We start from the raw sequence: 13,621 nt of genomic DNA, 5'->3' as shown, positions 1-13,621 counted from the left end.
TCAAGAGCCAGCCTCTCGGAAATTTCGTGGCCTCCGCAAAAGTCAAAAGAGGACTTTCGCTGCGCCCCCTAACAATTTCTGTCGAGGCTAAACGGGCTCTTTCAGCTTTTCATTCTTAATACTTTCTTAAGCCCCCCTTCACACATACTTGAGACATCCTTGTTATAGTTAACCTATCGAAAAGAAAGAAGGGATTGGGCGATATGAGAGAAACGATTTTGGAGACCGCAGCGCTTTCGAAAAAATTTGGGAATAATTATGCGGTGGATCATGTGAATATGACGGTTCAAAAGGGGGATATTTATGGTTTTATTGGTAAAAATGGTGCTGGGAAGACAACTTTTATTCGTCTGGTAACGGACTTAATGCACACGAACGGCGGTGATGTAGCGCTGTTTGGCTCAAGTCACCCGAAAGATATTCGCCAGGCTCGGACGCGGATCGGCGCGGTAATTGAAGGGCCGTCTTTATATCCAAATTTAACGGCGCATCAGAATTTGAACTACTATATCTTGCAAAAAGGCATTCCCGACAAAAAACGTATCGATGAAGTGTTAGAATTTGTCGGCTTGGAAAATACAGGACGCAAAAAGTATCGCAATTTCTCGATGGGGATGAAGCAACGGCTCGGTATCGCGCTTGCCATTTTACATCATCCGGATTTCCTGATTTTAGATGAACCGATTAACGGCCTGGATCCAATGGGAATTATCGAAATTCGGAACATCATCTTAAAATTGAATGAAACATACGGAACGACAGTCTTCATTTCGAGTCATATTTTGACGGAGCTGGCGCTGGTCGCAAATCGCTACGGCATCATTAATAATGGTCGTCTCGTAAAGGAGTTGTCAAAAGAGGATTTAGAGTCGGAAAGCAGACGCTATCTCGTGCTTAAAACAGTAAATAAAGAGGCTGCGGTGATGCATTTAGAAAGTTTCCTAGAGGTACATCAATACGAGGTTCACAGCGACGGCAGTATCCGGATTTTTGACTACATTGATCAACCAGAAAAAGTCAGTCAGGTCATGTATGACGCAGGTATTATCATTACCGAGCTTCGTGTTGTTGAGGCGAATTTGGAAGAATACTTTATTGATTTAATTGGAGGGGAAGACAAATGATAGGATTGATTCGAGCGGATAGTTATCGTTTAACAAAAGGAAAAATGTGGATGCCTTTCGTCACGTTGATGGTGATTGCAGTAGCAGTCGCGGGTTTGATTTATCTAGCGTTAAATGTAGATTGGATATCCTTAACACAAGACGGAGAATCACTCACCGCGCAAGATAAAGCATTACTTAGCGCAACATTAACAGGAACTCAAATGACGCAGCTGATGATATCCTTTAGTATCGTCCTAGCCATGGCCTTCATCTCGATTTTCTCCAACCTATGGAGCATCGAATTCTCAGCTGGAGTTGCGAAAAATGTACTTGTATCAGGCGTTTCCCGCACAACATTTTATTTTTCAAAACTGATAACAGGATGGGCAGTTGGTGCCTTAATGTTAATTGTGTATACAGCATCCATCGCGATCTCATCCCAACTTTTTGTAGGGCATGTTGATTTTGTGACAATATTGCTCGGAATGTTAGCGCAACTCCCATTATACCTAGCATTGATTACGATTGGTTTCTTTATCTTTATCATCATTCCAAAAGAAAGCATCGCCATTGTGACGTATATCTTAGCATTTTTATTCATCGAACCGATTATTAAGAACCTAGTCAACGTTTTCCTACCAAAATGGACAATCATCAAAGACATGTTCTTGTTCAGCAAAATCAGCACGATGTCCGATTTATCAGCACTCAGCCAGCACGTAATCACGACGAACATTTTAATAGGAGTAGCGTACATGGCCGTCTTCACAATACTCGGCTGGATGGTATTCCGATTTAAAGAAATTAAGTAGTATGATAGAATAGGGATGAAGGAAGGAGCGGATAGCATGGTTTACCTCTTAGGCGCTGTAATCGTAGTCTTACTCGGCTGGATATTTCTAATCAAAAAACAACTGCGTGCCACATCGGCAAAAATAAAAGATATCGCGACAAGACGAGGGTCCAACGAACAGCTAACCATGGATATCGCTTCACCCGAAATCAGGCAACTGCTCCTTCACGTCAATGAATTATTAGATGCAAAGTCAAAAACAGAGCGCCAATTCCAGACGCTAAACAAAGAATTACGAGAGACAATCGAAAACGTCTCCCATGATTTAAGAACACCGCTAACCTCCCTATCTGGCTATTTGCAGCTCATGGACCGCGACACGCTCACGCCAGAAGAACGCGCGAAATACAGCCTCATCATCAAAAATAAAATTCAGACCTTAACCGAACTCGTCGAAAACTTCTTTGTGTTATCGAAGCTATCCAGTGATGAAGGAAAGTTACAATTAGAATTGGTGAATCTGTCTGATTTCATGACAGAGGCAGTAGCATCCTATTATGAAGATTTTTCGAAAAAAGGAATGACGCCAGAACTATCGATTGCATCTGACATACGTGTGAACGCAGACCGCAAAGCATTACAACGAATGGTGGATAATTTCATCTCAAATATGCTAAAACACGGCGAAGGTCCAATCCAAATAACGCTGACGAAGCGAAATGGGGAGGCTACTCTGCTGTTCGCTAATAAAGCGAGCCAATTAACCGAGGTGGATGTTCCACGCTTAATTGAGCGATTCTACACAGCTGACCGCGTCCGTAGCGGTAATAACACGGGTCTAGGCCTAGCAATTATCGATTTACTTGCGAAAAAGCTAGGAGCGAGCTTCACAGTGGAATGGAAAGAGGAAGTATTAACGTTTATCGTTATTTTCAAATAAGAAAAGTGCTTCAGTGTGTCGACAAACGCCCATTGTTGGAATCGTTCGAAGTAAAACGAGTTACGACTCCAATATGCAGGAGAACAGAGTGAGCCTGTAATCCTTCATGTTAAAAGCTCCGTTCCGATGTTCACATACTCTAGTACGCTCTGATTCGATACTCACTTTTGCCTAGAAACTGGGCATTTGTCGACACGCTGAGGTTTGGAGAAACAGCTAAGTTTTGCGTGAAATATAGTTTTTCTACAGTCTAAAGCGCTGAGATCTTGAGTTTTTATAACTCCGATTTCAGCGCTTTTTTAGATTCCAATTAAACAACAGGTTTCTCGCTATTTTCAGCCTCGATTCCTTCGCGTCGCAATTTTATCAGTCGTGTTAAGTTCACAATTAGTGTTTTTGCAAGAGCGTATGTTGGCACACCTAAAATCATACCAAGAATCCCTGCCAAGTTACCAGCCACGATCAAGATAATAATGATTGTTAACGGGTGGATGGCAAGCGATTTACCCATGATATAAGGCGACAGCAAATTCGAATCGATTTGTTGCACGATGGTTACGACAACAATAACAAGAACTGCTTGGAGCGGTGAATCAAATAGGGCAACGATAACAGCCGGAGCCGCCCCGATAAACGGTCCCAAATAAGGAATAATATTCGTCACACCAGCGATTAATCCGAACAATAAAGCATACGGTTCGCCGATAATGAAATACCCAATCATCGTAAAAATACCAACAAACATACAGTCAATCGCTTGGCTTGAAATATATGTAGAGATGGTTTTATTCATCGCCTTGATAATTTCACGAGCTTCCGTACGAATACCTTGCGGGAAAAATTTCTCGGTGGAATCAATGAACTTATGACCATCTTTAAACATATAAAACAAGATAAATGGCACAGTCACGAGAATCATGACAAAACTGGAGATAAAACCAAAAATTAAGCCCAAACTACCAGTCAAACTGTTAACAACCGTATTTAAAATTTTCGGAATCGAGATGTTTAGTTTCTCCATTTCCGCTTTAATATCGATATTTTTAATATTACTATCCTTAACTAAATTGTCCCACCAATGTTGGAATTGTTCCCAATACTGAGGTGCGGCTTTTACGAGAGAAGCGACTTGCTCCGCTAAAATCGGTCCAAGTTGTACGACAGCTAATACTAAGAGAACAATAAAAGCGACAAAAATACTTAAGACACTAATTAATCGCGGCACCTTTCTTTTTTCCAAAAATAAAACGATTGGGTTGAATAGGTAGAATAAAAAACCGGCAATCATAATTGGAAGAAATAGCGTAGAAACAACAGTCCCAACAGGTGCGAAGATAAAGCTCATCTTATTAAGCACAAATAAGATTGCCACTAAAGCCAAGATTTCTAACGTCCAAAAAAATAATTTGGACTCTTTGAAGCGCGACATTTTCATGATAGGTCCCCTTTCTATACTGGATTTGTAAGTACCTCACTGAGCCTAGCGTTTTCCATATGTAGACTATCATTAATAGTACCATTATCGCACTGAAAAAACCACTCTAATCTATAACTTGACTTAGTCCGTATAGTTGTTATACTATATATATAACAGTTAGGAAGAAGGTGCGTACATGCTACTCCAAATAGATTTACAGGCCGAGGAGCCCATTTATACACAGATTATGCATCAAATTATTGAAGGTATTGCCAAAAAAGAGCTAAAACCAGGCGATGATTTGCCGTCTGTGCGCAGTCTGGCAAGCGATATTGGGATAAATTTTCACACAGTAAATAAAGCCTACCAATTATTGAAACAAGAAGGCTTTATTTTAATCCACCGCCAAAAAGGAGTCGTGATTCATCCTGATGGTGTAGAAAAAGCGACGGAAGCCTTTTACGAAAAACTAAGAAGAAAAGTAAGACCGCTCATTGCAGAATCAATTTCTCGATCAGTTTCCAAAACGGAGTGGGAGATAATCTGCGCAACTATCTATGAAGAAATTGAACCCGAGGAGGAGCAGTAATGGAGATATTATTTTTTATCGCGATGATGCTGGTGATTATCGTATTACAAGCCGTAACACCATATGTCATACGTCGCGGCGAGAGTTTTGGTGTAATGGTGGGGGAAAAAGCAGCAAAGGATCCGGTGCTACGCAAAATGAAGCGACAATTCTTACAGTGGAATATCATGATTGGTATTTTAGTAACGACTATTGCTACGGTATTATTAGTCATGATATCCAATGAAAATGGGCAGGCAACAATTTTCATTATCGCTATTTTTGCGATTCTCATTATTTCATTTCTCATATACATCCGATTTTACAAAGCATCTTTAGCTTGGAAACACGAGAATTTGCAGAAGGGTGAAAATAAGGTGGACATAGTAATGGTAGACACAACATTCCACCGTCAAAAGCTAACTATTTCTTACGCTTGGTATCTGATTCCGCTTGTTCTAATTTTTATCACAGTGGGGTTAACCGTTATTTACTATAATCAAATTGCTAGCCAGATTCCGATGCAATATAATTTTGATAATGAAGTAACAAGAATGGCTACTAAAAGCTATCGGACAGTCATGATGATGCCGGTGATGCAGTTGCTCATGCTAGGGTTATTCCTATTTATCAACTATATGATGTCACGTAGCAAACAAGTTATTGATAATGATAACCCAACAGATTCTATGCGAAGAAGCGTATTATTTAGGCTTATCTACAGTAAATTCAATTTTATTATGTGCCTGCTACTCATTCTCTTATTTATGGTTATTCAATTATCCTTTATCTTTGCCATTTCGCAAACTGTTATCATGACTATTGTAATCACGATGCTTGTTATTATTTTCGGTGGTCTAATATTCTTGATGGTACGAGTGGGGCAAGGCGGTAGCAGATTGAAATTAGAGGAAACGGAACAAAAAGATGAACCAAGACCAATTCGAGATGATGACGCTAATTGGAAAATGGGCGTGTTTTATTTCAATCATAAAGATCCTGCACTCTTTGTTGAAAAGCGTTTTGGTGTTGGCTGGACAATTAACATGGCGAAACCAATAGCATGGCTATCCATCGTTGCTATTATAGGTATTATTATCATAATCAGTATTCTATTTAGATGAGCACAAAAAAGGTAACAGAATTTATTCTGCTACCTTTCTTTACTTGATGAGCCGTGATGGGCTCGAACCATCGACCCTCTGATTAAAAGTCAGATGCTCTACCAACTGAGCTAACGGCTCTAAAAATGGCTGGGCTAGCTGGATTCGAACCAACGCGTGACGGAATCAAAATCCGTTGCCTTACCGCTTGGCTATAGCCCAATAAAAATGGTGGAGGGGGGCAGATTCGAACTGCCGAACCCGAAGGAGCGGATTTACAGTCCGCCGCGTTTAGCCACTTCGCTACCCCTCCATATAAAACTTCAAAATCATCAATGCCAACTGCAGGAATTGAACCCGCAACCTACTGATTACGATTCAGTTGCTCTACCAGATTGAGCTAAGTTGGCAAAACAGAAAAACTGTTTAACCGCCCAAGAGAACTGTTTCCTAGTAACAATTACAGATGAATGGTGGGGGCTAACGGGATCGAACCGCTGACCCTCTGCTTGTAAGGCAGATGCTCTCCCAGCTGAGCTAAGCCCCCATAAATGATACTATTTCATAATATAACATAATTTCTGTTTTGACCAGTGTTTTGCTATATAAATTTCAAAAAAATGACCCGTACGGGAATCGAACCCGTGATACCGCCGTGAAAGGGCGGTGTCTTAACCGCTTGACCAACGGGCCATGTGGCTAGCAAATTTACCAGCCGAAAACTATTATATAAAGAGAATGGGTGGTTTGTAAATACTTAAATTAAAGTCTTTTTATTCTGAAAAATAAAAAATAGGTTTCAAGCTTAGAACAAGAAGGGAATGGGGGGATACATTACTTTGAAAATTTTATTTGAATCCGTTATTTTTACAGGAGTGAAGAGCTGATTTTAAATAGATAAACATAGTTATACTGTTTAAAATAAAAAGCTATTTCATTTTAAAATAGCTGTGTTATAATGTGGCGTATGGAATTTTTAGAAGAAAAATTTAGTTAAAAAAGGCAGGGAGTAAAATGGCATCTCCATTAAAAAGAATGCTGATTGGAAGGCCACTTAAGTCGTCAGAGGCTGGAGATCAAAAATTAGGGAAACTAAAGGCTTTAGCTGTATTATCATCGGATGCTTTATCTTCGGTTGCGTATGGGACAGAGCAGATATTGCTAGTTTTGATAACTGTTGGAGCCACGGCGATGTGGTATTCACTACCCATTGCACTATGCGTGTTGGTGCTCTTATTTGCACTAAGCTTATCTTATCGCCAAATTATTTATGCCTATCCACAAGGTGGCGGAGCGTACGTTGTCTCCAGAGAAAATATTGGGAAGAATGCTGGGCTAATTGCAGGTGGATCTTTGCTAGTCGACTATATGTTGACCGTTGCGGTAAGTGTGTCGTCTGGAACGGATGCCATCATTGCAGCAATCCCATCTTTGTATCAATTTACTGTGCCGTTAGCGATTATACTGGTTATCATCGTTACCATCATTAATTTACGCGGAGTAACAGAATCTGCTACTATTTTAGCAGTGCCAGTTTATCTTTTTGTATTTTCTATGGTTGTTATGATAATCACAGGGTTGGTTAAGCTAGCGCTAGGACAAGATGTTTCGCATGAGACAGCTTCTGTGGGGACACATGTTTCAGGTGTAACGCTTATTCTGCTACTTAGAGCTTTTGCTTCGGGGTCAGCATCACTTACGGGGATTGAGGCAATTTCGAATGCTGTTCCTCTTTTTAAGGATCCGAAGGCGAAGAATGCTTCTAGAACGCTAATTATGATGGCGTCTATTCTTGGTTTCTTCTTTGTTGGCGTGACATTGCTGGCATATTTCTATGGCGTAGTACCTGAATTAAAATCGACGGTACTATCTCAAATTGCTGAAAATATATTTGGTCGAAATTTCTTTTATTATTTTATTCAAGCGACAACTGCACTTATATTAGTATTAGCTGCGAACACAGGATTTTCAGCGTTTCCAATGCTTGCTTTTAACCTCTCCAAGGATAAATATATGCCACGAATGTATTTAGATAAAGGAGACAGATTGGGCTACTCTAATGGTATCATTACATTGGCATTAGGTTCTATACTACTTATCATCTTGTTCCAAGGAAAAACAGAATCGCTCATACCGCTATATTCTGTGGGTGTTTTCATTCCGTTCACTCTGTCTCAAACAGGTATGATTATCAAATGGGTGAAAGAAAAGCCAGAAGGTTACATGAAAAAGCTATCTGCCAACCTTTTAGGCGCACTTATTTCGTTTACTGTACTTATGGTTCTTTTCATCACGAGAATAAGTGAAGTGTGGCCTGTGTTTATCTTTATGCCTGCTATGATCTATGTTTTCCATAGAACGCGAAGTCATTACGCAAAACTAGCGCCACAACTAAGAATTGACGAGCAAATGGATCTGCCTGCGTTTGAGGGAAATGCTGTTATTATTTGTGTATCTGACACAACAAAAGTAGTTGAAGGAGCGCTTCGCTATGCTAAGTCCATCGGGGATACGGTTATTGCGGTTCACGTTTCTTTGGATAAACAAGAAGGAAAAGAATTCGTGGAACGATGGAACAGGATACATCCAGAGGTTCGGATTGCGGATTTGTATTCAACATATCGTTCGATTACAGAGCCATTGATGAAGTTTATTGATACGGCTCAGCAAAAAGCAGACCAAGATAATTACTCATTAACGGTGCTAATACCACAGTTTATTCCTAAAAAAGGATGGCAAAATATACTGCACAATCAAACAAGTTTATTGATTCGAACGAAATTACTATTTAAGAAGGATGTTGTCGTAGCAACGTATCCATATCATTTGAAAGAATAGAAATGGCAAAGAGATGCCACGATTAAACCTATAAAATTCTGGGGGAACTCCTAGGGATAAAAGGGGGGAGCGTGTCATCTCTTCGCCTATTCTTAACAATTCGCTACTATACAGAAAGCTTGTACAGGAGGACTAACATCATCCTAACAAATAAATTGGCGAGTGTAAAAGCAGTAAAAAAGCAATTTGAAGCCATTTTTCAGAGTGAAATCGCCTTTTAGTCTAAGAAGAAAAACGTCTTTTCAGGGCGTAAATGATTGCTAAAATACAAATTTAACTAGAAATAAAAAGTTTTATATTTTTGAAAAGGCAGTACTTATGATAGAATGTAAGGTAATAATAGGTAGAGTAGGTGGATGGGATGAAGAAAATCGGGATCCTCGGTGTACCTTGGATGTTTCATGAGGAGCGGCAAGGAGTAGCATTAGCGCCATATGCAATGAGGTATACGGGTGTTATAAGCATGTTAGAAAAGCTGGTGGATGTGGTTAAAGATTATCACAATATGGCTTTCTTCACGGATATGGAACAAGAGGCAATTTTGAAATCAAAGGATTTGAAAGCGATTACATATAAATTGAAAGAGCTGAGAGAGATTGTCATGGATATGAAAGTAGAGGGAGGCATACCGATTGTGTTTGGCGGGGATCAACTGATATCACTGGGTTCCATCGCTGGTATGGAAGATAAGGAGATAGAGCAGACGGTTATTTGGGTGAATGCGCATGCAGATATGGGACGAGAGTTAAAGCAAGATAATTTATGTCATAATGTGATGGCAACTGTTATTGGGAGAGGGCCTGCAGAGCTTGGAACTATTATGAATCATCGTTTTGTATCTGGGGATAACGTTTGTATTGTTGGCACAAGGCGGATTGATTACGATGAATTCAGGGTGATTGAGGAAGAAGGGATTCTTCATTACGAGATGACAACAATAGATCGAATGGGATTTGCGATGGTAACAGATGAAATTATTCAGTGGTTGGCTAAGCAGGATGGAAATGTTCATCTAGTTTTAGACGTAGATGCCATTGATCCTGAATTTACGCCGGGAACGGATTTTATCTCTCAAGGCGGAATCTATTGGCGAGAAATTCGTTACTTTATGAAAAATTTGGCGTTAAGTGATAAAATTGATGCCATGACTTTTGTTGGGATAAATCCACTAAATGATGATAAAAATAAAACATCACAGTTCGTCGTATCTCTTTTAGAAGAGTATTTCCAAGTAAAAAATATGCAGATAGACCACTTTTGAAGCTGAAATAAGTATTACAATTTGTAGACAAATATTTCTTTTGTGTAAAAAAGTAAGCTTATTTAGATAGAAATGAGTGATACCAATGAGTGAGCGGGGAATTAAATTTTTAAGAACACTGTAAATGTAAGCGCTGTACGTATTGAAAAAAGTGATTTTTGGGAGTATACTGGAACTAAGATTTAGGTACAAAAGTCTAGTTACAGTATTATGTTTGCAAAGGAGCGCTTGATGTGGGGGATCATGAGGTACGGTATTTTGTTATTCCGATGATTGTTGTATTTATTCTTGGTATTGCTGCTATTAGTGGTCTTGTTTCTCCTGTTACTGGCTTTCTCATTGTGGGGCTAATTGCGATTCTGACTGGTACTGTGTGTGGCTGGCTTGTGATTGGAATTAAATGGTGTGTAAGCTTCTTTCACAACTGGAAGGAACATCGCACTGTAAAAAAAGTTATAACGGTACCAAAAAGATAGATTACATACATTCTAAGCATTTTTCCTATAGGGAGGTGCTTTTTTTGTGGCTAGAATTGCTTTTTAAGCGGAATTATTGAAAATTAAAACACTACCTTTTTATAAAAAACCTGCTACAATTGAGTGGAGAAGAAGTAGTAAGGGAGGATATGGATGGCTACATTAGCTGATGTTGCGAAAAAAGCAAATGTTTCTAAGATGACTGTATCGCGTGTTATTAATCATCCGGATCAGGTTTCTGATGAACTGAAACAATTAGTATACATGTCGATGGAAGAATTGGAATATGTTCCAAATAATGCAGCTAGAGCACTCGTGCAAAATCGAACACAGGTTGTTAAATTCCTCATTTTAGAGGAAATTGATACGGTGGAGCCTTACTATATGAATTTACTAACGGGAATAAGTCGTGAGTTGGATAAGCATTCTTATTCACTACAATTAGTGACACAGAAGTCTAAAAATATTGGCGCCTATGATGGGCTAATTGTTACAGGAATGCGTGATCGTGAAATTGAGAAAGTAATGTCTGGCTTGGAAAAACCAGTGATTGCCTATGGGGAGAATAGGCGTGACTTAGACGCGATTGATGTGGATAATCGACTAGGTGCTGAGCTTGCGACGAAGCATGTGTATGAAGTCGGTTTTCGTCATATTATTTTTTTTGGCATCAATTTGTTAGAGGAAGAGTTCATGCGTTCTAGGCTCACAGGATATTCGGAAGTGATGAAGGAGCATGATTTGACAGAAGAGAGTTATTTCATGAAAAATAGTTCACGGGTAGCAGAGAAGAAAGCGCTAGATATTTTGAGTAAGGTGAAGGAACCGATAGCTGTCATTTGTGCGTCAGATCGTATGGCTGTAGGTGTCGTTCGAGCTGCGATGTCGCTACACAAGCGATTTGGAGAAGACGTTGCAGTAACAGGATTCGATGGTGTTTTCTTAGATAGAATTTCCTCGCCAAAAATAACGACCGTTCGCTCGCCGGTGATTGAGATGGGGGAAACGTGTGCCCAATTATTATTGAAGAAAATTAATGAGGGTGGCGCGAAACAGGGATCAATCTTGTTCCCACCGGAGTTGATTATTAGAGGATCAACAGTGATTGGAAGGGATTAGGGGACAAATAGTTTTTTTGAATGTAACGAAACTGATTTCTTTTTAGCTAATGTCTTGGGATTGGAATGTCAATATAAATGGGAGCATTCGTGCTTTTCACATTAGGAATTCTGACGGGGCACCTCGCCTTTCATTCTGTTACCGATAACAAGCAAAAATTGATTGTAAGTGTTTTCAAAGCGTGCTAACTTGGAGGTAGATATTAAAGGAGGTTTTTTGTTATGGAAAAAGCAGCAATTTATCATCAACCGTTCAGTTCTTATGCATACGGCTATGATTCACAAACGTTACATATCAAGATTAGAAGCAAACGAGATGATATCAAAGAGGTGGTATTAATCGCCGCGGATCCTTATTTGCAAACAACGACTGGTTGGGCATCTGAGGAAACATCGCTTCGAAAAGTTGCGACGACAAAAGAGCATGATTATTGGCTTGTTGCTATAAAACCTGAGCAACGTAGATTACAATATGGCTTTGTTCTAACAGATACGGTTGGAGAGGACGTTTTTTATGGTGGGCGTGGTTTTTACGATAATACGCCTGATAACCGTGCTATTATGGATTATTATTTCAAATTCCCGTTTTTACATGAAACAGAGGTTTTTAAGGCACCTGAATGGGTGAAAGAAACGATCTGGTATCAGATTTTCCCAGAGCGATTTGATAATGGAAATCCGGAACTTTCACCAGCGAATGTGTTACCTTGGGGAAGCAAAGATCCTGGGCGGGATGATTTTTTTGGTGGAGATATTGCGGGAATTATTGGTCACTTGGATTATCTGGTGGAGCTTGGTATCAACGGAATCTACTTAACGCCAGTTTTTGAGGCATCGACGAATCATAAATATGATACGCTTAATTATTTTGAAATCGATCCGCATTTTGGAGATAAAGAGACGTTCCGCAAATTGGTGCAAGAAGCGCATAAACGTGGCATTAAAATCATGCTGGATGCGGTTTTCAATCACATTGGGGACAAGTCTCCAGAATGGCAAGATGTACTGAAAAACGGTGAGAAATCGAAATTTGTTGATTGGTTCCACATTCATTCATTCCCTGTGACACCGGGTGAGAATGGGAATATTGAAGGGAAGAATACGCTCTCGTTTGATACGTTTGCTTATACGATGCATATGCCAAAATTGAACACAGCAAATCCTGAGGTTCAAAAATATTTATTGGATATCGCGACTTATTGGGTTCGGGAATTTGATATTGATGGTTGGCGTCTGGATGTTGCGAATGAAGTTGATCATGCGTTTTGGAAGCAGTTCAATCAGGCGGTACGTGCAGAAAAAGAGGATATTTACATTCTCGGTGAAATTTGGCATGACTCGTGGTTATGGTTACTTGGCGACGAATTCGATTCTGTGATGAACTATCCATTCACGCAAACGATTATTGAGAATTTTGTGGAGGAGCGAATCAAGCCGACGAAAATGGTTTCGGGGATAAGTGAGCAGTTGATGCGCTATCAAGAGCAAGTGAATCATGTCATGTTTAATATGCTTGATTCTCATGATACGGCGCGCTTATTGACTCGCTGTGAAGGCGATAAAGAGAAGGCTAAGTTAGCGCTTGCTTTCATGTTTGCCCACACAGGCTCTCCTTGTATTTATTATGGTACGGAGATTGGTATGGACGGTGCGGACGACCCACTATGCCGTAAATGTATGGAATGGGATGAAACGAAGCAAGATAAAGAGATGCTAGCTTTCATGAAAAAATTAATAGCGTTCCGCAAAACGAACCAGAAAACGTTGACGTACGGCGATTTAGTTTGGCATATTGTTGATGATGAAAATCGATTGGTTGCTTTTTCAAGAACGTTAGGCCACAAGCGATTGACGTTTATCTTTAACCAAGGTAATGAAGCGAAATCGATTCAAAAAGCGGATGTAGGAATCAAGAATGAAGCTCGAAATGTTTGGCTGAATGAGGATGCTAAAAACATAGAAGTTGCGGCAAAAGCCTTTACTATTTTAGAAGATTAAGAG

The 13,621-nt window shown here is 39.8% G+C and carries 11 protein-coding genes and 6 tRNA genes; 10 read left to right on the top strand and 7 right to left on the bottom strand.

The features are described 5' to 3' along the window. The first annotated feature begins 203 nt into the window (after nucleotides 1-203). The 3 genes from HCJ66_RS05010 to HCJ66_RS05000 are packed head-to-tail and all read left to right on the top strand — an operon-like array spanning nucleotide 204 to nucleotide 2,839. A complete protein-coding gene (locus HCJ66_RS05010) occupies nucleotides 204-1,124 on the top strand; it encodes an ATP-binding cassette domain-containing protein (protein WP_187132148.1) in 921 nt (306 codons plus the stop codon). Next, nucleotides 1,121-1,918 (top strand): ABC-2 family transporter permease, encoded by a 798-nt coding sequence (locus tag HCJ66_RS05005; RefSeq protein WP_187132147.1) that lies wholly within the window; start codon nucleotides 1,121-1,123, stop codon nucleotides 1,916-1,918. Before HCJ66_RS05010 ends, HCJ66_RS05005 begins: the two co-directional genes overlap by 4 nt. Before the next feature lie 36 nt (nucleotides 1,919-1,954). Further along, the gene (locus tag HCJ66_RS05000) at nucleotides 1,955-2,839 is read left to right on the top strand and encodes a sensor histidine kinase (protein ID WP_187132146.1); all 885 of its coding nucleotides are present in this window, start codon (nucleotides 1,955-1,957) and stop codon (nucleotides 2,837-2,839) included. 310 nt (nucleotides 2,840-3,149) lie between these two features. On the opposite strand, the gene HCJ66_RS04995 is transcribed toward HCJ66_RS05000, so the two are convergent. After that, the gene (locus HCJ66_RS04995) at nucleotides 3,150-4,274 is read right to left on the bottom strand and encodes an AI-2E family transporter (protein WP_187132145.1); all 1,125 of its coding nucleotides are present in this window, start codon (nucleotides 4,272-4,274) and stop codon (nucleotides 3,150-3,152) included. Nucleotides 4,275-4,452: 178 nt separating this feature from the next. Between HCJ66_RS04995 and HCJ66_RS04990 the strand changes: the two genes are divergently transcribed. Both HCJ66_RS04990 and HCJ66_RS04985 read left to right on the top strand, forming a co-directional pair. Next, nucleotides 4,453-4,845: a GntR family transcriptional regulator gene (locus HCJ66_RS04990; protein ID WP_187132144.1), complete on the top strand. Its 393-nt coding sequence runs from the start codon at nucleotides 4,453-4,455 to the stop codon at nucleotides 4,843-4,845. Beyond that, nucleotides 4,845-5,948 carry a DUF1648 domain-containing protein gene (locus tag HCJ66_RS04985; protein ID WP_187132143.1) on the top strand — a complete coding sequence of 368 codons (1,104 nt, stop codon included), beginning with the start codon at nucleotides 4,845-4,847 and terminating at the stop codon, nucleotides 5,946-5,948. Before HCJ66_RS04990 ends, HCJ66_RS04985 begins: the two co-directional genes overlap by 1 nt. A gap of 47 nt (nucleotides 5,949-5,995) precedes the next feature. Here the strand turns inward: HCJ66_RS04985 and HCJ66_RS04980 are convergent. The 6 genes from HCJ66_RS04980 to HCJ66_RS04955 form a co-directional block, all read right to left on the bottom strand. Then, nucleotides 5,996-6,068: transfer RNA gene (locus HCJ66_RS04980), tRNA-Lys, on the bottom strand. 6 nt (nucleotides 6,069-6,074) lie between these two features. Beyond that, a tRNA-Gln gene (locus tag HCJ66_RS04975) sits at nucleotides 6,075-6,149 on the bottom strand. 7 nt (nucleotides 6,150-6,156) lie between these two features. After that, nucleotides 6,157-6,240, bottom strand: a tRNA-Tyr gene (locus HCJ66_RS04970). A gap of 23 nt (nucleotides 6,241-6,263) precedes the next feature. Further along, nucleotides 6,264-6,337 (bottom strand) — tRNA-Thr (locus tag HCJ66_RS04965). A gap of 61 nt (nucleotides 6,338-6,398) precedes the next feature. Then, nucleotides 6,399-6,474: transfer RNA gene (locus HCJ66_RS04960), tRNA-Val, on the bottom strand. Nucleotides 6,475-6,548: 74 nt separating this feature from the next. Then, nucleotides 6,549-6,620 (bottom strand) — tRNA-Glu (locus HCJ66_RS04955). Nucleotides 6,621-6,941: 321 nt separating this feature from the next. On the opposite strand from HCJ66_RS04955, the gene HCJ66_RS04950 reads away from it, so the two are divergent. The 5 genes from HCJ66_RS04950 to HCJ66_RS04930 all read left to right on the top strand — a co-directional run bounded on the left by HCJ66_RS04950 (nucleotide 6,942) and on the right by HCJ66_RS04930 (nucleotide 13,618). Further along, nucleotides 6,942-8,765, top strand: a complete 1,824-nt coding sequence (locus HCJ66_RS04950) for an APC family permease (RefSeq protein ID WP_187132142.1) — start codon at nucleotides 6,942-6,944, stop codon at nucleotides 8,763-8,765. 361 nt (nucleotides 8,766-9,126) lie between these two features. Further along, nucleotides 9,127-10,026 carry an arginase family protein gene (locus HCJ66_RS04945; protein ID WP_187132141.1) on the top strand — a complete coding sequence of 300 codons (900 nt, stop codon included), beginning with the start codon at nucleotides 9,127-9,129 and terminating at the stop codon, nucleotides 10,024-10,026. 233 nt (nucleotides 10,027-10,259) lie between these two features. Next, nucleotides 10,260-10,502: a hypothetical protein gene (locus tag HCJ66_RS04940; protein WP_187132140.1), complete on the top strand. Its 243-nt coding sequence runs from the start codon at nucleotides 10,260-10,262 to the stop codon at nucleotides 10,500-10,502. A 153-nt stretch (nucleotides 10,503-10,655) separates the two neighbouring features. Continuing rightward, nucleotides 10,656-11,621: a LacI family DNA-binding transcriptional regulator gene (locus tag HCJ66_RS04935; RefSeq protein ID WP_187132139.1), complete on the top strand. Its 966-nt coding sequence runs from the start codon at nucleotides 10,656-10,658 to the stop codon at nucleotides 11,619-11,621. A 221-nt stretch (nucleotides 11,622-11,842) separates the two neighbouring features. After that, nucleotides 11,843-13,618: a glycoside hydrolase family 13 protein gene (locus HCJ66_RS04930; protein WP_187132138.1), complete on the top strand. Its 1,776-nt coding sequence runs from the start codon at nucleotides 11,843-11,845 to the stop codon at nucleotides 13,616-13,618. Nucleotides 13,619-13,621: the final 3 nt, after the last annotated feature.

This window comes from Paenilisteria portnoyi (genome assembly GCF_014322795.1).
In the GTDB taxonomy this organism is placed as follows: Bacteria; Bacillota; Bacilli; order Lactobacillales; family Listeriaceae; genus Listeria_A; species Listeria_A portnoyi.
This window is presented reverse-complemented; position numbering and strand designations above follow the sequence as displayed.